The sequence below is a fragment of the Glutamicibacter sp. AGC84 genome (assembly GCF_053543575.1).
Genome location: NZ_JBLVOC010000020.1, coordinates 56003 through 74081, shown reverse-complemented (window position 1 = coordinate 74081; position 18079 = coordinate 56003). Strand labels below are relative to the sequence as shown.

Here is an 18079-nt window from a genome sequence, read left to right as displayed (position 1 = left end):
CGCCGGCGATCGAATGCCGCAGTGCCTCGCGCTAGGAGCCCAGCCCATCCTTCGGGATCTGGAACTCGTCAGGGTTCAGTTCTTCGACGTTGACGTCCTTGAAGGTCAGCACCTTGACGGACTTCACGAAGCGCCCTTGGCGGTAGATGTCCCAGACCCACGCGTCGGTGAGGTTCAACTCGAAGTACACTTCCCCGGCGTTGGACAGGGTCTTCACGTCCACTTGGTTGGCCAGGTAGAAGCGGCGCTCGGTCTCGACCACGTAATTGAACAGCCCCACCACGGTCTTGTACTCGCGGTATAGCTGCAGTTCCATGTCGGACTCGTAGTTTTCCAGGTCGTCGGCAGCCATCACTTTGCTTTCTTTGTCGTGGCTTCACCTTGGGCCTGATCAGCACCCGAAGTCAAGTTCCAGCTCTTGCGGTGGTAGTCGCAGGGACCCTGCGCAACGATCGCGGCACGATGCGCAGCGGTGGCATACCCCTTGTTGATCTCCCAGCCGAAGGCCGGATGCTCGATGGCCAGATCAACCATGATTCCATCGCGTTCGACCTTGGCCAGGATGGAAGCTCCGGCGATCGCCTGGCAGGTCATGTCGCCTTTGATGATGGTCGTCACCGGGATGTGCAGGCCCACGGGTTCGCGGTCATCGGCCAGGATGTCGAAGAGGTCCGGTTCCGGTGCGGTCAGCCAGTCGTAGCTGCCATCCAGAAGCGCCGCCTCGGGCTGTACCGCGCACAGCTCCATGGCCCGCGATCCGGCCAGGCGCAGGGCGCCAGTAACTCCCAGCTCATCGATTTCAGCCGCAGAGGCATGCCCGACGCCATAGCCCACGGCCCACTGGCGAACTGGATCGACCAGTTCCGTACGGGTTTCCGGGCTCAGCAGCTTGGAGTCGCGCAGCGCTGGGAACTCCGTGACCTGCTCAATATCTATTACCGTCATGCCGACGGTAATCGGACCAGCCAAGGCGCCGCGTCCCACCTCATCGACCGCTGCGATATAGCGGAACCCATGCTTGGCTGCCAAGGCGCGCTCATGTTCTAGCGTGGTTGCCTTGCTCTTCAAAACGGCCATGGGCGGTGCCCCTACTTCGCCACTGCGTGCGGGACGTTGGCGAAGACTTCTTCGTGCGAGTCGACGATGCCCCAGCGCGAGGTTGGCCAAGAGATCACCGAAGCGCGGCCCTGGACGGATTCGAGGTCGACGAAACCGCCCTGGCGATCGGCGTGGAAGCGGGAATCCGCGCTGGCACCTCGGTGATCACCCATCACCCAGATTTTTCCTTCTGGGACGGTCGCCTTGAATTCCATGTCTGACGGGCTGTCGCCGTCAAAGATATACGGCTCGTCAATGGGCTCGCCGTTGATCGTGATGGCGCCTTCCGCGGTGCAGCATTCCACGGTGTCACCGGGCATGCCGATGATGCGCTTGACCAGGTACTGCTCATCAGCCGCTGGCAGCACGCCGACAAAGGAGAGCACATTCTGGAACGCGGTGGGGTACTCGGTCAGCGGTGGCAGCCATTCCTGGTCATCGCGGAAGACGACGACGTCGCCACGTTCCAGCTCGAACGGCCCGGGAACCATGAGGTTGGCGAAAATCCGGTCGTTGACCTCGAGGGTATGCTCCATGGAGCCTGATGGGATGTAGTAGGCACGGAAGAAGAAGGTCTTGATCACGAACGAGAGCAACAGCGCGATCGCGATGATGATGACAATCTCGCGGACGAAGCGCCATATTTTGTATAGGGGTCCCCTGCTTGGAGGAGTCTCTGCTGATGCTGCGCTCACGATTCGATTAGTACCTTCCATTGTCGCGTGTAATCCCCATCTTACGTGTCTTGCCAGGCGCAGCGGATCATTGCATAGCCACGGCCAGTTGCCCAGAAACGCACCAATGGCCAGGTCCGTCGCCGGGCCTGGCCATTGGTGCGTCCGTTCAAGCGGACTGCGGGCTACTGGGTGGCAGCAGGCGACATGATGCCACCGCTCTGCTTGTAGTCCACGGGGATTTCGCCGATGGGCTTCTCAGCTTCAATCAGCTTTTGGACTTCGTCCAGCTGGCTCTTATCCACCGACAGGGTGATGCCGCCCGTTTCAGGATTCAGCGTGTATGCATGGATGGCAGTGCGCACGGGGTTTTCCTGCTTGCCCTGCCACTTCATGATTTCGGAAATCGCCGAACGAAGCTCCTCGCTGCTGAATTGGACTAGGTGCCCGATAGCCCCGGCTTCTTCAATAACGGATAGCTGCTCTTCGCTGGTCGTCGAAACGTTCAGCTGCCCGTCCTTGATCCAACCCTGGACGTATTCATCGCCCAAGGTTTCGGAGAGCTGGTCATTAGTCTGGAGCAATGCGTCTTGGTCCACGGTGTTCCCGCTCGAGTTTTCTGTTTGCTGCGAGGGTTCCGATGCCGTGGCGCTGGCCCTAGCCTGCGCACCTGGATCGGTTCCCTGACCACAGCCGGTTAGCAATAGGGCAGCCATGGCAGCAGTAGAGGCCAGCATGATTGGCGTGCGTGAAGTTCTAGCGTTGAAATTCATAATTTACACCTCGGTGATATTCACGTTGCCGCAACGATCTTAGCTTTGAGACTAGTGCCGAAATCGTAGAGCAACCAAGGAACTACATGTGTGCCAAGTAAAAATGCCCCGCTACTTGTTCTCAAGTAGCGGGGCATTTTCAGCAGGACCCAGTCCCGCCGGAACAGAATCCCTTAGCCGTGGCGACGTGCGTTGCGGCGGAACAGCAGGAATGCCGCACCGGCCAGAGCCATTGCGCCACCGGCGGCGATCAGCGGAACGCTGTTCGAACCGGTATCCGCCAAAGGATCGTCCTTCTTAGGACTTTCCTTTGGAGTTGCAGACTTGCTTGGCTCGTCGTCCTTCTGGTCCTTCGGAGCTTCCGACTTGTCGTCGTCCTCCGAAGCGGAAGGAGAGGTGCTCTCCGATGGCTTGTCGCTTTCGTCCTCGGAAGGCGATGGCGAGGTGCTCTCGGAAGGCTTGTCGCTTTCTTCTTCGGAAGGCGATGGCGAGGTGCTCTCGGAAGGCTCAGTAGTTGGTTCCTCGGAAGGCTCCGTAGTTGGCTCCTCAGTAGGTTCCTCGGTTGGCTCCTCAGTGGGTTCCTCGGTAGGCTCCTCAGTCGGTTCCTCGGTTGGTTCCTCGGTTGGAGTTGGAGTCGGCGCAGCAACGATCACGACGTTGGCGTTGACCCGCTCAGAGGTGTTGAAGCCGTTCTTGGCCACAACGCTGAACGCAAACTTTCCTGGTTCTTCCGGGGCTGGGAATGAGAAGTTTCCTTTAGCGTCCAGCTCAACCTTCTTGTAGAGCTTGCCGTCAACGACCACACGGATGATGGTGCCAGCCGGAGCATTGGCAAGGGTACCGGTGATTGCTTCACCAGGTTCAACTTCAGTACCGTTTTCCACCGTGATGGCAGGGGTATTGATATGGAATTTCAGCGTGTAGCCATCAATGTAGCCCTTGTCGAAGACATCATCGAGCGAGGTGTACATGGCGATGTCATCAGCGGTGTTTTCCTTCAGGTCTTCACCTGCGGCGTTGGCCGAGTTGATGCCTGCCGCCTTGCTGCCTACGAGCATTGGGCCACCGGAGTCACCCTGGTCAAGCACGCTCTGGCCAGGATTTTCAGCGACATAGCCAGCAACTGAACGGTAGGTCTTATCCGAGCCACCAACGAAGAAGACGCCTTCACCGATAATCGGGGAGCAGCTCCAACCGGTCGTACGACCCGAAGAGCAAGCTTCCGACCCAACTAGTGCCTTGGTCGTGCCAGTCACGTTGATAACTTCGTCGCGAGGTTCCTTGCCGTCAGCCCATTCGGACACAGCAGCATGCAGGTTCAGCGCAGGATTGATGTTATCGATCACCGAGATGTCCGTGCCTGGTTCCAGGTTATTGAACTCTTCCTCGGTCATGGAGTCCAGTTCTTCGGCGGATAGGCCCGAATTACCCGGACCACCGAACTGGTTGAATCCAAAAGTACCCAGCTCGGCACCCAGAGTTGGCGATTGGCCTGGAACCGACTGTTCGGCAAGGCCCAAAATCCTGGTGGCGCCATCTTCCGAGCAGTGCCCAGCCGAGATGATGGCATCTTCGCCCTCTGCGGTCCACGCGGTGAATCCGAGCGAGCAGACGGTCGACTTACTAGTAGGTGCGCCGGACTTGTCCATTGCGTAACCCAAGGCGCCGTAAATATCCTCTGCGGCGGTGGTCTTGGCAACACCCGAGCTTTCTACACCGTCAACGTGCGTAGCTTCGCTGACGAACTGCTCAACGGTCAGCTTCTCAGGCAGGGAGCCAGCGGACTTGGACTTCAGGTCGTCCGCAGCTTCCTTCTCGTCGAAGCCCTTTGCATAGATCTTCAAGCCATCGTTGGTCTGAAGGATAGCGGTGATGCGCTTCAGTTCCTTCGGCTCGATGTTGGCCAAGAGCTCGGTGTAGACCTTGTCTACGGTCTTGACCTGCGAGTCAACTTCGGTCACCACGATAGGAGCCGGAGCTGCACTGGCCTGGACGATCTCCTTGGCCTTGGCAGCGTCCTTCTTGCTTACGGTGATCTCGGCTTTGCCGTCCTTCACCGAGGCAGTGGCGTCAATGCCTTTCGCATTCAGTTCGTCGCGGACTTTGGAAGCAGCGTCGCTGGTCTCCCCGTCCTTGACGTACTCTTCAACGGACTTATTGAGGTCCTTCTCAATAGCCTTGTCGAGCCCCTCGGTGTCCAGAGCGGTTTCGCTGGCCAAAGGCTTCTCGCTTGCCGTAGCGGACGCAGACGGCGATTCGGAGGCCGTTGGCGCCGCTGCGGCAGGCATGAAGCTAGAGCCGACCACCAAGGCGGTCGCGGCTGCTGCAACGATGCCGCGTTGCGCAGTCTTCTTTTTTGGATGTGGCATTAATGCTTCTCCCAGATTTATGGTGCGAGCGCCCGCGCGTCCCCTTACCTAAGGGCGCGCGCGTAAGCACAGGTGTTGTTACCAAAATGAAACAATACTTGGTTCCGACACAGCTTTTCAACCATCGAATCCAACAAAAATATAAATTCCAGAACCCGTTTCACCTAGTCAAATAGCTCTACCCTCATCGAGCTTGGTTACAACTTACGTGCCAGTAGTATTGGTTTATGATTGGACTTCTCTTTCTAATCCCTAGTCAGCTTGGTGGATCCTGAGTGTTGTCGCGAAATTTACACACGAATTGCACAGCAAATCGGGTGGGATGGAAATCCATCCGAATTAATTCCATTAACCTAGAAAAATAGCGCCAGATGGGTAGTTCTACCCATCTGGCGCTATCAAAATCGCCGGTTGCTACGGCGTGTCACCTGATTACTGAACGCTGATCGAGCGGCCAAATCACCTCGGTCGCTTTGCCGGTGACGCGCTCGACGCTGATCATTCCGCCGCCGCTTGCGCCCAGCAATGCCCGCGAATCCTTGGAAGTGGAGCGGTGATCGCCCATGACCCACAAGCGGCCAACTGGCACTTCTACGGAAAATTTCTGGTCGCTCGGAGCATCCCCGGCGAAGATATACTGCTCGTCTGCAGGCTCGCCGTTGACGAGCAGTCGCCCATCAGCGCTGCAGCATTCCACGGTGTCTCCCCCAACGCCAATGACGCGCTTGACGTACTTATTGCTGCTCCCGGTGAGGCTGAACGCCCCCAGCAGATCATCAGCGAAGCTGGCCTTGGCGTAGGGCAGGAACGAGCCGCGGCCATCGAAGACGATGATGTCTCCGCGTTGCGGTTCGGCATCCGAGTAAGCGCGGCGATCTACGGCGATGCTCTGGCCAGGATTGAGCGTGGATTCCATGGAGTTGGACTCGATATGGAAGACGTCGATCAGGGTGGCGCGAATGACGATGGTGGCCAGCAGACCAAGAATGATGGCGAGTACAGCGAAGCGCCAGACCCATGAAAAGGCCCGGCGCTTCATTGTTGCCCGCTCAGTGCGTGCAATCCGGTTCATTGAAGAACGCAGATTACTTCTTTGCGCTGAAGTCGCGCTTCTCGCGGATGCGAGCAGCCTTGCCGTGACGATCGCGCATGTAGTACAGCTTTGCACGACGAACGTCACCCTTGGTCACAACCTCAATCTTTTCGATGATTGGGGAGTGAACTGGGAAGGTACGCTCAACACCGGTGCCGAAGGAAACCTTGCGAACGGTGAAGGTCTCGCCAACACCCTGGCCCTGGCGACCAAGGACGTAGCCCTGGAAGACCTGAACACGGGAGTTCTTGCCTTCGATGATGTTGACGTGAACCTTCAGGGTGTCGCCTGGGCCGAAGGCTGGAACGTCGGAGCGCAGCGAGGCTGCGTTAACAGAGTCAAGAATATGCATAGTGCATCTCCTAGGATCAATGCCGCAGGTCACCGAATCCTCGTAGCGGGGCCCGACACCGGTCGAAACCAGTGAAATCCCCGGAACGTTGTACCACCGATTGCCTCTAGCAAACGGTGCGGTGGTCTTCTGTGGCTCGAACTTCCCCCTGCGGCAGGAGTCGAACAAAAACACACCAAGAAACAATTATGCCGTATCCGCGAAGCCGATGCGAGTTTGCCCGAAATGGCTTTCGAGTGATTTTGGACTCTTAGTCGCTCTCGGTGCCAGCGCCGGTAGCCCAGTCCAATTCGGACTTGGGGGTTATGGCACCGTCAACGAGCGCGAATCCGCTGTGCCACAGGGCATCGCGGTCCCTGCGGTTCAGGCTCTCGGCATCCAGCTGCGTGATCAGGTCGGGGCGACGCTCTGCGGTGCGCTTGATCTGCTCATCGCGGCGGAACCGTCCCACCCGCTGGTGATTGCCACCGAGCAGCACCTCGGGGACATCGCGGCCGCGCCAGGAGGCCGGCTTGGTGTACACCGGGTATTCCAGCAGAACATCCGAGTGGGATTCTTCTACCAGCGATTCCGGGTTGCCGATGACTCCTGGGATCAGCCGGGCGATGGCTTCCACCATCACCATCACGGCCACTTCTCCCCCGTTGAGCACGTAATCGCCGATGGATACGGGGATGACGTTGAAGTTCTCGTGCGCGTATTCGATGACGCGCTCATCGATGCCTTCATAGCGGCCGCAGGCGAAGACCAGATGCTCTTCCTCGGCAAGGTCGTAGGCCATCTGCTGGTTGAAGACGGCGCCTGCAGGCGAAGGGACAATCAGGGTTGGCTTGGGGCCGCCAGCATCGGCTGGGCGCACCGCGTCCAGTGCCTGTCCCCATGGTTCCGGCATCATCACCATGCCGGCGCCGCCACCGTACGGGGTGTCGTCGACCTTGCGGTGCTTGTCGGCAGTGAAGTCGCGCAGGTTGGTGACGTTCAGATCCAGGATGCCGTCTTCGGCGGCGCGGCCGATCAGCGAAAGCGAGAGCGGCTGGAGGTACTCAGGGAAAATCGAGATGACGTCAAGACGCATGGCTTACTTTTGTCCCTCTTCGTCGCTGCCGTCTTCATCGCTGTTCAAGGTCAGCAGGCCTGCCGGCGGGGTAATGACCACGATGCCGGCTTCCGGATCGATCTCCGGGACGAATTCGTCGACGAACGGGAGGTAGATCTCCTGGCCGTCAGCGTCTTCGAAGACCAGCAGGTCCTGGGCGGGATTGGTGCGCAGTGCGGTGATGGTACCGACCTGCTCGCCATCGAGCATGACCTTCAGGTCCAGCAGTTCATGCTCGTACCATTCGTCCGAGTCGTCTTCCGGCTCGTCGGAAACTTCAATCTCAAGGCGCGCGCCGCGCAGGGTTTCAGCCTGGTTGCGGTCGGCGATTTCCTTGAAGGAGAGCAGCAGGATGGTCTTGTTCCAGCGCGCATTGGCGATGGTCAGCGTCTTGACCGGGCCGTCGACGACGATGAGTTCTTCGCCAGCGGTGAAGCGCTCTTCCGGGGTATCGGTCATGACCTGGGCGGTGACTTCGCCACGGATGCCGTGGGGCTTGCCGATGCGGGCAACCTGCAATCGCATAGTCTGCTGCTCTTTCTGCACTGTGTTCCGTGGCGTGTGCCGGGAGACTGGAATGGAAATTCTAGGGGTAAACACGAAAGGAGTTTCCGTCACTAGTTAGGACGGAAACTCCTTTCGTTTCGAAGCCAACTTAAAAGCCAGACCTCTAAGTTGCTTAGCCTCGGCGACGGTCGGTGTCGATTACATCGACACGTACCGGCTCCTTGGCCAACGCTGCCATTACGGTGCGCAGTGCTCGTGCGGTGCGTCCTTGGCGTCCGATCACACGACCGAGATCCTCAGGGTTCACACGTACTTCGAGCAGGTCGCCGCGGCGGGTGGACTTCAAGGCGACCTTGACGTCTTCCGGTTCCTCGACAACCCCGCGTACCAGGTGGTCTAGCGCGTCAACGAGCACTGTTACTCAGCCTCGGTAGCTTCGGCCTCTGCCTCTTCAGCAGCTGGCTTTTCAGCCTTCTTGGTGATTGCCTCTGGGAGGATCACCGAACCCTTGTCAGGAGCAACGAATGCTGGCTTAGGCTCGGCAACCTTGTAGGTGCCTTCCTGGCCATCGATGCCCTTGAACTTCTGCCAGTCACCGGTGATCTTCAGCAGTGCGTGTACCTGCTCGGTTGGCTGCGCGCCAACGGACAGCCAGTACTGTGCACGATCCGAATTGATCTCGATAACCGATGGGTTCTCGGTTGGGTGGTACTTGCCGATCTCCTCGATGGCACGGCCATCGCGCTTAGCGCGCGAGTCCATGACGACAACGCGGTAGAAAGGTGCGCGCATCTTACCGAAGCGCTTCAGACGAATCTTTACGGCCACTTTTGTGGTCTCCTGTTTCTCAACATGGTCGAATCCAATTTTTAGCACCTGTGGGGCAGGCCTTACTGGTCGGATTCTAAAAGGACAGGATTCATAGCGGAGAGAGGGGCCACTGCGAATCGAGTACCCTGCAATTATGCCAGAGAGCGTGCGTGGTGGCCAACTCTAATTGGCCCCGCGCGTCGGGCGAAGATCATGAGCTTGCTCACCCTGGGGTCTGCGCCCAGATGCAGCTTCTAGCATTGAGTGCATGACCGTTGCTTCCGCCTTGCTGGGTTTCAGTATAGTTGCCGCCCTGATGACGTTGATTCCGGGTGTCGATACCGCGCTGATCCTGCGATCGGCCATTGCCCGGGGACGCGGTGAAGCGCTGCTGGCGGCGCTGGGGATCTGCACGGGAGTATTCGCTTGGGGTGTGGCCGCGGCCGCGGGAGCTTCGGCAATTCTGGCCGCCTCATCCCTGGCCTACCAGGTGCTGGTCTATGCCGGCGCAGCCTATCTGGTGTTCCTGGGCGGGCAGATGATCCATCGGAGCCTGCGGGGCAAGCAGTTGGCCACGATCCATGTCCCGGTATCGCACAGCAGGTATCGAGCCTACCTGACCGGGCTGGTGACCAACGTGCTGAACCCGAAGATCGGCGTCTTCCATATCGCCGCGATCCCGCAATTCACCCCGGCGGGCACCAACGCCCTGCTCATGGGCATGGGGCTATCGGCGGTGCATGTTGCACTGACCCTGGTGTGGGCAGTGGCCTTGGTGTACGGGGTTCGGATCGCTGGCCGCTGGCTGGGCTCAGCGAAGTCGGTGTCCTGGATGGACCGGATCACCGGGACAGTGCTGATCGGGTTCGGACTGAAAGTTGCGCTCTCGCGCCCATAGCATCTTGGCCACGCCGGCAGGTGCAGCAGTTCGCGGCTCCGGGTGCTCAGGCGGCCACCGGAACACTGTTTCTTCGCGGTACCTGCATCGGGTCCAGGTGCTTGGGCAGCAGGATGTGCGCCAGTCCCCCAACGGTAACCAGGGTCAGCAATCCTGCATGAATGGCATGGTGGTGCCTCCGGCACAGGCAGCTGCCATTGCGCGATGAAGTGCACCCGCCACGTTCCCACCAGTTGTCGTGATGGTATTCGAGCATTTCAGGCGGTGCCGTGCATCCCGGGACGATGCATCCGCGGTCGCGGGCGAAAATTGCGCGTTTCATTGCATCCGTGAAGAAGCGTTCCTTGCGTCCTACATCCAGCGGTTGCCCATCGGGTCCGAAGACCACCCGGTAGATCTCGCCTTGGCAGATCAGCTGTGCGGTGTCCGCGGAATCGAGTTTCACCCCGTGGTCGGAGGTGGCGCGAAGCTTGGCCGGATCCCCGAGATCCTGCGGATCGCGCAACTGGATATGGATGCCGATCCTTGGAATGATTCCATTGGGCGCGGCACCTGCCGTGCGCCCTCTCAGCGCGGCCAATAGTGCGTCGAGCCGGCGCTGGGCCACCGGAACCTCCCCATCGCCAAGCAGCAGGGACGCTTGGAGGCCTTCGCCTGCTCCGCCTGCGCCGCGCGTTTCCTGCTCATCAACAAGCTTGTCAGGTTGTTGCTGCGCTCCGGACAAGGATTCTTCCTCCCCGTGCCCGTCCTGGGCCCATGGCGGTGGTGGTTCCTTGCTGCTGAACAGGTCGTCGGTGGCTGATTGCCCGGCATTTGCCCCGGGATCCGCTTCCTGCTGGTCCTCTGAGGCGTTCTGGCCATCATCAGGGGCAGCGCCTGAACCGGATTTGGCGGCACGGGCGGCTTTGCCTGCTTTGGTACGCGGGTTATCGGCCTGGGCCAGGGTGGAGCGGAATTCCTCGCGCTGGGTCCCGGCGATGTAGAGCTCGTACTTGTCGCAGTCGCCCACGGTGCCTCGCGGATAGATTCCGGGTGCCGGGTTCCTGGTTTGCTTGCGGGCCCTGCGCTCGGCGGAAAGCATCGCCGCGAGCTGGGTCTCGCGGGTGGCACGGTCAGGTTCCTGCAGCAGGGCCGCGGCTTGGTGATCGAGCAGTTGGCCCTGTTCATTGCGGGCGGCCGGTTCCAGCGGCCGGCCTTGGAAGCTCGTGTCAGCCGGCTCGAATTTGTCCAGTGCGCGGGCCGTGCGGGCAATCAGCCGCGGGTCCAGATCCGGCGCTTCGGCGTAGAGCCTGGCCAGCTGGGACAAGCGCGGGGCGGCGGTGCTGCCATCCATGAGGCGCCGGGCGATGAGCAGGTGCGCGTCATTCACCCGGTGCTGCCCCTCATGGGCGTTGATCCCCAGCCAGCTGGCCAGGAAGTCGCCGGTGTTCTGGTAGTGGGCGCGGCCTGAATGCTGTCGGGCGGGGCGGTCGTAGCTGGTCCGCGATGCGGAAACGGCCGCCAGCTCATCGTCTTCCAGCAGGTGGGCGCCGGTTGATTCGAGATGGATAGCGCAGTGCAATTGCTCCCGCAGGGTGTAGCGGTAGAGCGTTTCAATCAGCCGTGCATGCCCCGCCGCCACCCGCGGGTCATCGGACTCGCGCAGGGTGCAGGAGAGCTTGGCCAGCAGCGCGCAGCAGGAAGCCATCAGCTCAAGGAGCACTTGGATCGCTCCGCGCGGGAGCGACCCGGTGATGGATTCGCGCAGGATCTGGATCGCTGCGGCTAGCTGGTGGATGCCCATGGACCCATCATGGGCGCGGCCAGAGGCCCGAGCTGGCAGCCATCGCCAGCTGTGGATAAACCGCTAGCCGCGTTGGCGGACCTTGGATTGGCGGATGACCAGGAAGATCAGGTACGGGGCGCCAATCACCGCGGTGGCCACCCCGGCGGGCAGGATCACCGGGAAAGCCCGGGCCGCAACCAGGTCGGCCAGCAGCACGAAGATCGCCCCGATCAGCGCGGCATGGGGCACCGGCGGGATGGTGCCGCGGGCCACCAGCCGCGCGGCATGCCCGCTGGCCAGCGCAACGAAGGCCAGCGGCCCGGCGATCACGGTCGCGGCAATGGCCAGCAGCGAGGCGATGCCGAGCATCAGGACCCGGTCGCGCCCCAGGTTCATGCCCAGCGCGCGGGAGGTATCCGAATCCAGCGCCAGCACCTCGCGCTGGTTGCGCAGCAGCGCGGCCGCGGCCAGTCCCAGCACGATGACCACCGGCGCGAAGGCCAGGTCGGCCCAGGAGATCGCGTTGATGGTCCCGGCCAGCCAGGTCAGCGCCTGCTGGGCGTTGTAGATTTCTCCCAGGGTCAGCATCCAGGAGGTCAGTGCGGCGCACAGCCCGGAGAAGCCCAGGCCCACCAGCACCAGCCGGTTGCTTTCCAGGGAACTGTGCCAGACCAGCGCGAAGACCAGGGTCGAGACCAGCAAGCCGCCCAAGGTGGCGGCAATGGGCAGCCCGTAGTGCACCAGCAGTTCCGAACGCCCGCCGGCGTGCACGCTCAGGGCCAGCACGGCCACTGCGCCCAGGGCCGCGCCGTTGGTCACCCCGAGGATGTCGGGGCTGGCCAGCGGGTTGCGCGCCACGTTCTGGGTCAGCGCCCCGGCCACTCCGAAGCCGGCCCCGGCCAGCACCGCAGCCACGCTGCGCGGCAGCCGGAACTCGATGATCGTCAGCTCGGTGCGCGGATCCGGGGCCGCGCCGAAGAGCGTGGCCACTACATCGCCCAGCGCGATCGGGGTGCCCCCGATGGCCAGGTGCAGGCAGAAGGCCGCGAGGGCCACGGCCAGCAGGATCAGGCCGGTAGCCACAGCGCGCCGGGCGCGCACCGCGGAAGCGGGGGTGCGGATCGCCGGGGCGCTCATACGGTGACCGCCTTGCGGCGCCGGGCCACGTAGATGAAGAAGGGCGCGCCGAGCAGCGCGATGACCACGCCCACGGGCAGTTCCCCGGGGCGGGCCAGCATGCGGCCGAGCACATCGGCCACGCACAGCAGCAGCGCGCCGCACAGGGCCGAGCCGGGAATCACCCAGCGGTAGTCGGCGCCGAAGATGCGCCGGGAAATATGCGGTACCAGCAGGCCCAGGAAGGCGATCGGCCCGGCCAGGGTGACCGCCAGCCCGGACAGTGCCACGATCGCCGCCAGCCCCAGCCCGCGGGCATGCAGGGCGGTGACCCCGAGGCTGCGGGCGGAATCCTCGCCCAGGGTCAGCGCGTTCAGCCCGCGGGCATTGGCCAGCGCCAGCACGGTACCGGCCACCAGCAGCGGCCACAGCGACAAGAAGGATTCGTAGCCTTGGACCACGGAGCCGACCTGCCAGAAGCGCAGGGTTTCCAGGGCGGCCTCGCTGAGCAGCACGATGGCCGACACCACTCCGGCGCAGAGCGCGGTGACCGCGGCGCCCACCAGCAGCAAGGTGATGGGCGATCCCCCGCGCCCGTCGATGCGCCCGATGCCGAAGACCACCAGGGCCGCCAGCAGCGCTCCGCCCAGGGCCAGCAGCGCCTGGGTCCACGCCGGCAGCGGGCCGGTGAAAGCGGCGACCGAGACGATGGCCAGGGCCGCGCCCTGGTTGATGCCCAGCAGGCCGGGTTCGGCTATCGGGTTGCGGGTGTGGCCCTGGATCAGCGTGCCGGCCATGCCCAAAGCGGCGCCGGCGGCCAGCGCGGTAACGGTGCGCGGCCAGCGGATCTCGCGGATGGCGATGTCGCTGACCTGGCCGTCGGGGGCCAGCAGCGCGTGGCGCAGCTCGGCGAAGCTGGAGGTGGTGCTGCCGATCCACAGGCTGAGCCCGATGGCGGCGCCCACGCCGGCGGCCAGGGCCAGCAGCGAGCTGATGCGCGGTGTGGTGCGGTCGATGGTCGGTGGCCTTTCTCGGGCCGCGGAGTGCGCGGCGGGTGCGTGCAGGATATGCGAAGCAATGATGTCGCAGGACCTTGACCAGGACGGCCGGATCCATGCTACTGTTCTTCTCGCGCGCTAAGCTTACCCTTGCCTAAGTGGGGCAAGCAAAAATACATCATGCGCTAATTAGTCAATCACCTTCATGGAAAGCACTCGCATGCACACTCCCCGCATTCTCGCCCTGAGCGCCGCCCTGGCCGCGGCCGCCCTGGCCCTGTCCTCCTGCGCCAGCTCCTCCCCGAGCACCGAGCCGGCAGAAACCGCCGCCACCGCGGAAGCCGATTCCAGCTTCCCGGCGGCCATCAAGCACTTCCGCGGCACCACCGAGCTGGCCGAACGCCCGCTGCGCGTCGCCGCACTGGACCCTTCCTACGTGGATGCCGCCATGCTGCTGGGAGCCGAGCTGGTGGCCTACACCGAATACCGCAAGGGCAACAATCCCTTCCCCGAGTACCTCGGGGACATCACCGAGCTGACCGACGAAGCCGTGAACGTCGGCACCATCACCGAACCGGATCTGGAAAAGCTGCTGGCCACCGAGCCGGACGTGATCATCTCCGCCGACGTGCGCCAGGGCGCCATGTACGACCAGCTGAACAAGATCGCCCCGACCATCTTCTCCGAGTCCACCGGACCAACCTGGAAGGAAAACGTGGTGCTGCTGGGCGAGGCCTTGGGTAAGAAGGACCAGGCGGAAACGGCCGTGGCTGAGTACGAGGCCCGCGCCGCCGCGGTGGGCAAGGAAATCCTGGCAAAGAAGCCCGAGACCACTTACTCGCTGGTGCGTTTCGCCGGCGAGGACACCGCGCGCCTGTACGCCACCGATTCGTTCATCGGCGAGATCATGGTGGACATGGGCATTCCGCGCCCGGAGGATGCCCCGGATACCACCGAGTCGATCTTCGTTCCGCTGTCGCCGGAGGAAATCCTGAAGGCCGACGCCGAAGTGATCTTCCAGTCCACCTGGGCCCCGGAAGGCGCCGAGGGCGCCGCGTCGCGCGCCCAGGAAGACAAGTTCACCTCCAACCCGTTGTGGGAGAAGCTGGAAGGCGAGGTCATGCAGGTCGACGACTCGATCTTCCTCTCCTCGGTGTCGCTGCAGGGCGCCCACGAGGTCATCACCCAGGTCGCCGAGCACTTCGAGGTCGACCCGCAGCTGCCCTAAGCGGCACCCGGAAAACCGGCAATTAAAATACTCGAGTCCCTGCCCGGCGTCGTTCGCCGTAGGCAGGGACTCGATTCATTTACCGGCTCCGCGCGCGGGAACCGGTGCCAATCAGTGGTTATCTGGCAGCTTTGCGCACCGGATCGACAGCGACCTCCGCGTGCTTCAGCCGCTTCTCAGCGCGCTTTTCCTTGATGCTCTTGCTTGGTTTTTTCGCTTCGCCCTTGCGTGGGGATTTGCTCGACATGACGTGCCGTCCTTTACCGGAGACGCGCTGCGCCTCCAACAAGTGTGGGGAGAGTACCCCATAACCTGAACCTTAGGAAGTTTCGCACCGAAGAGCAAGGGCTGGAGCCTTCCCGGCGATTCTCCCACGGCGTTCGGCGAGCGCCATGGCTTTTTCGAAGATACGTTCGAATCCGCGGTGGCGGCCTCTTCGGCCACTGGGCCATCCCTGCGGTGCAGATCAGGGAAATCGAGACCGACACGACGGCGTCTTCCCAGCGCCCGCCTAGCTTCACCGCGTAGTCTGGAATGTGGCGCGAGGAACTGCATATCCTCGCGCGAAATTAACTTTGTCGTGGTCAAACTAAGGATCATTCTCCGTGGATATCAGGGAACAGCAACTGGACGCCTTCATGGTCACGTGGAAGCTCGAGCGCGAATTCGGCGGGATGACCACCGTCTGCACCCAGCGCGCGGCCGCTTTCGCCCAGCGGCACGGTTCTGCCGCGGTGGTGACCTTCGGTCCCAACGAACAGCTCCCGCAGATTGTCGGGGAACTCGTCGAGCGCGGCAAGCTTTCGCCCAAGGTCCGGGTGCTCAATCCCTACCTCCACCTGGCGGAGCATGACCTGCAGCCGCAGGCCAGCATCCCCGCGCGGAAGGCCGAACCGGCCTGCCTGGACTTCACGGTACGCAAGTCCGTCCACCACCCCGGCCAGGACGCCGCCTTGTTCTGCGAGCACAGCGTTGCCGGCCCCGAAGGCGGGATCAAGAAGACCACGTACTACCGGGCCGATGGCACCGCCTTCTTGTCCGATATGAAGTTCCACGACGGGAAGGCCCGCCGCATCGTTGAGGCTTTTGACCGCAACGGAACCCTGGTGGCCCGCTTCCCCAGCGCGGCGTCGTTCTACCGACATTGGCTGTCGCAGATCGTCGACCACCCGAACTCCCTGGTGGTCATCGACAGCAAGTACACCGCGGCCATGCTCGCTTCCTGGAAACCGGTGCACGTGCCCAAGGTGTTCGCGTTCCACAGCATCCATGTGGCCAAGGGGCAGGACCTTGCCAGCGGCCAGCTCTCCAAGGGCCACGAACCCATCATCGAAGAACGCTCCAACTGGGATGCCTTCGTCTTCCTGACCCACGCCCAGCGCCAGGCCTATGTCGACCGCTTCGGCGAAGCCGACTCGGCATTCGTCATTCCCAACCCGCTGAACCCGTCCACCGTGCAACCGCCGGTACCGGCACGCAGCTCGACCAGCCTGATCGTGGCCGGCTCGCTGACCCCCAACAAGAACGTAGCCGCCGCCCTGGAAGTCCTCCACGAGCTGGCTCTTCGCGGCAAGCGGCCAACCCTGCACATTGTCGGCCAGGGCAGCGAATGCGACGCGCTAGCGGATCGAGCCGCCGAGCTGGGCCTGCGCGAGTCGGTGATCTTCCACGGCTACTCCGACCAGCTCCCCTGGCACTTCGCTTCCTGCACGGCCCAATTATTCACCTCGACCAACGAGGGCCAGGCGCTGGTCATCCTCGAGGCCCAGGCCCAGGGATGCATCCCGGTGTCCTTCGACATCAACTTCGGCCCTGCCGACAGCATCACCGATGGGCATAACGGCTTCCTGGTCCGCCATGGCGATATCCAGGCCATGGCCGACCGCGTGCAGCAGCTCATGGACGATCCCGCCCTGGCCGCCCGGATGTCGCAGCAGGCCCGCACTTTTGCCAGCGAGTACCAAGCCCGCGATCTAGTCTCACTTTGGGAGGACACCATGTCCATAGCGAAGATGCTCAAGAAGCTCGGCGCGAAGAACCGCGTCCCGCATTTCGAAGCAAGGCTGCGGGGCGTCGACTTCCCTGACGGCCAGGGATTGCAGGTGCGGGTGGAGCATCGGGCCCACGTCGAAGACCTGCCCGATCCGGCAACCTTCGAGCTGGTCTTCGTCAATCGGGACAGCAAGGAAGAAATCGCGGCCGTGGCCAGCAGCAGTGTGGACGAGCAGCTGGCGGTCTTCGATGTGGAGCCGCAGCTCTTGGGCGAGACCCAGGAACAGGATGCGGCGGTGGACGTGAACCTGCGCCTGCGCGTGGGCAAGGCCATGGAAATGAAGCGCCTGGGTCTGCCCGAAACAATGATCCTGCCGTACTTCACCACGCACAAGAACCTCTCCTTCCGCCCCAAGCAGTAGCCGGGCAGCAGCTCGCATCCAGCGCGCGTTCGGGACTTGCTGACAATTCTCCAAGTCCGGTCCCATAAAGTCGATCGCATGCGAATTCAGATGTCCCAACTGCGACCGCTGCTCAAAAGCCACCGGATCCTCATGACGGTTCCGGGCATGAAGGATTTCCAGGACACCGGAAGCACCTGCAATCCCGAGGCGTGGATCAGCTACCAGGAAGACCTGGCACTGGATCCCTACACCACCTTCTGGGGAACCAGCGGAACAGCCCTGCCCCGCATGGGGGCGTTCTCCTACACCCATTCAAAGCTCAACAAGGCCATCAGCGTCGGACGGTTCACCTCGATCGCCAAGGGCATGACTGTCATGGGAGCCAAGCACCCCCTGGAGTGGGCATCGACCAGCCCGGTGTTCTACAACCAGCGGCTGCTGATGCGCACCTACGCGGCTGATCACGGCGTGGAACTGGGCACGACGAAGTACGGCTACACGCCGGGGAAGATCTCCATCGGCAACGATGTATGGATCGGCGAAAAGGTCACGCTGGGCCATGGGGTCGCCATCGGCGACGGCGCGGTCATCGCCTCGAATTCCGTAGTCACCAGCGACGTCGAGCCGTACACCGTGGTCGGCGGCCTTCCGGCCAAGAAGATCCGCGACCGCTTCGATGCGCCGACCGCCCAAGCCCTCCAGGCATCGCAGTGGTGGCAGTACGCCCCGGAGAAGCTGACCCACCTGGACGTGGCCAACCCGGCCGCCTTCGCCCAGCAGGTGCTCAAGCAGGCCGAGGCAGGGAATTTACCGCCATTCAAGACGCGGCCATTGACCGCCAAGACCATTGCCGAGCACCTGGAGGCCCTGGGCACCGGAACCGGGTGAAGACAGGAAGTGGCCCCC

19 protein-coding genes are annotated in these 18079 nt (G+C 62.4%); 4 read left to right on the top strand and 15 right to left on the bottom strand.

The features are described 5' to 3' along the window. Positions 1-31: 31 nt before the first annotated feature. From ACNPN0_RS12635 to rpsP, 11 genes are all read right to left on the bottom strand, one after another. Positions 32-352, bottom strand: a complete 321-nt coding sequence (locus ACNPN0_RS12635) for a DUF2469 domain-containing protein (protein ID WP_105657739.1) — start codon at positions 350-352, stop codon at positions 32-34. Beyond that, complete coding sequence (locus tag ACNPN0_RS12630; RefSeq protein ID WP_105657738.1) at positions 352-1077, bottom strand: ribonuclease HII; 726 nt, start codon at positions 1075-1077, stop codon at positions 352-354. The genes ACNPN0_RS12635 and ACNPN0_RS12630 overlap by 1 nt, the downstream gene beginning before the upstream one ends. 11 nt (positions 1078-1088) lie before the next feature. Continuing rightward, positions 1089-1793: a signal peptidase I gene (lepB, locus tag ACNPN0_RS12625; RefSeq protein WP_286134220.1), complete on the bottom strand. Its 705-nt coding sequence runs from the start codon at positions 1791-1793 to the stop codon at positions 1089-1091. Positions 1794-1957: 164 nt separating this feature from the next. Next, on the bottom strand, positions 1958-2545 hold the full coding sequence (locus tag ACNPN0_RS12620) for a hypothetical protein (protein WP_448938925.1): 588 nt from the start codon (positions 2543-2545) through the stop codon (positions 1958-1960). A gap of 173 nt (positions 2546-2718) precedes the next feature. Further along, the gene (locus ACNPN0_RS12615; RefSeq protein WP_448938588.1) at positions 2719-4914 is read right to left on the bottom strand and encodes a S1 family peptidase; all 2196 of its coding nucleotides are present in this window, start codon (positions 4912-4914) and stop codon (positions 2719-2721) included. Between the two features lie 424 nt (positions 4915-5338). Then, positions 5339-5986: a signal peptidase I gene (gene lepB / locus ACNPN0_RS12610; protein WP_133833439.1), complete on the bottom strand. Its 648-nt coding sequence runs from the start codon at positions 5984-5986 to the stop codon at positions 5339-5341. Between the two features lie 13 nt (positions 5987-5999). Beyond that, entirely contained in the window at positions 6000-6359 is a 360-nt protein-coding gene (gene rplS / locus ACNPN0_RS12605; RefSeq protein ID WP_133833440.1) for a 50S ribosomal protein L19, read from the bottom strand. A 250-nt stretch (positions 6360-6609) separates the two neighbouring features. Next, positions 6610-7434 carry a tRNA (guanosine(37)-N1)-methyltransferase TrmD gene (trmD, locus tag ACNPN0_RS12600; RefSeq protein ID WP_105657732.1) on the bottom strand — a complete coding sequence of 275 codons (825 nt, stop codon included), beginning with the start codon at positions 7432-7434 and terminating at the stop codon, positions 6610-6612. Between the two features lie 3 nt (positions 7435-7437). Beyond that, complete coding sequence (gene rimM, locus ACNPN0_RS12595) at positions 7438-7980, bottom strand: ribosome maturation factor RimM (protein ID WP_105657731.1); 543 nt, start codon at positions 7978-7980, stop codon at positions 7438-7440. Between the two features lie 154 nt (positions 7981-8134). Next, positions 8135-8377: an RNA-binding protein gene (locus ACNPN0_RS12590; protein WP_038991490.1), complete on the bottom strand. Its 243-nt coding sequence runs from the start codon at positions 8375-8377 to the stop codon at positions 8135-8137. 2 nt (positions 8378-8379) lie between these two features. Further along, positions 8380-8790, bottom strand: a complete 411-nt coding sequence (gene rpsP / locus ACNPN0_RS12585) for a 30S ribosomal protein S16 (RefSeq protein WP_013348861.1) — start codon at positions 8788-8790, stop codon at positions 8380-8382. Between the two features lie 250 nt (positions 8791-9040). Between rpsP and ACNPN0_RS12580 the strand changes: the two genes are divergently transcribed. Then, positions 9041-9670, top strand: coding sequence for a LysE family translocator (locus ACNPN0_RS12580; protein WP_448938587.1), 630 nt, complete (start codon positions 9041-9043; stop codon positions 9668-9670). 46 nt (positions 9671-9716) lie between these two features. On the opposite strand, the gene ACNPN0_RS12575 is transcribed toward ACNPN0_RS12580, so the two are convergent. The 3 genes from ACNPN0_RS12575 to ACNPN0_RS12565 form a co-directional block, all read right to left on the bottom strand. Beyond that, complete coding sequence (locus ACNPN0_RS12575) at positions 9717-11453, bottom strand: hypothetical protein (RefSeq protein ID WP_448938586.1); 1737 nt, start codon at positions 11451-11453, stop codon at positions 9717-9719. 63 nt (positions 11454-11516) lie between these two features. Further along, positions 11517-12572, bottom strand: a complete 1056-nt coding sequence (locus ACNPN0_RS12570; RefSeq protein WP_402472936.1) for a FecCD family ABC transporter permease — start codon at positions 12570-12572, stop codon at positions 11517-11519. After that, positions 12569-13516 (bottom strand): FecCD family ABC transporter permease, encoded by a 948-nt coding sequence (locus tag ACNPN0_RS12565; protein ID WP_286134219.1) that lies wholly within the window; start codon positions 13514-13516, stop codon positions 12569-12571. The genes ACNPN0_RS12570 and ACNPN0_RS12565 overlap by 4 nt, the downstream gene beginning before the upstream one ends. A 253-nt stretch (positions 13517-13769) precedes the next feature. Here ACNPN0_RS12565 and ACNPN0_RS12560 point away from each other — a divergent pair, with 253 nt between their 5' ends. Then, positions 13770-14777: an ABC transporter substrate-binding protein gene (locus ACNPN0_RS12560; protein ID WP_448938924.1), complete on the top strand. Its 1008-nt coding sequence runs from the start codon at positions 13770-13772 to the stop codon at positions 14775-14777. Positions 14778-14895: 118 nt separating this feature from the next. Here ACNPN0_RS12560 and ACNPN0_RS12555 read toward each other — a convergent pair whose 3' ends face one another. Next, positions 14896-15024 (bottom strand): hypothetical protein, encoded by a 129-nt coding sequence (locus tag ACNPN0_RS12555; RefSeq protein ID WP_402472931.1) that lies wholly within the window; start codon positions 15022-15024, stop codon positions 14896-14898. A gap of 358 nt (positions 15025-15382) precedes the next feature. Between ACNPN0_RS12555 and ACNPN0_RS12550 the strand changes: the two genes are divergently transcribed. Together ACNPN0_RS12550 and ACNPN0_RS12545 are read left to right on the top strand one after the other, a co-directional pair. Next, on the top strand, positions 15383-17191 hold the full coding sequence (locus tag ACNPN0_RS12550; RefSeq protein ID WP_448938584.1) for a glycosyltransferase: 1809 nt from the start codon (positions 15383-15385) through the stop codon (positions 17189-17191). A 78-nt stretch (positions 17192-17269) separates the two neighbouring features. Then, positions 17270-18061: a CatB-related O-acetyltransferase gene (locus ACNPN0_RS12545; protein WP_448938583.1), complete on the top strand. Its 792-nt coding sequence runs from the start codon at positions 17270-17272 to the stop codon at positions 18059-18061. Positions 18062-18079 lie beyond the last annotated feature (18 nt).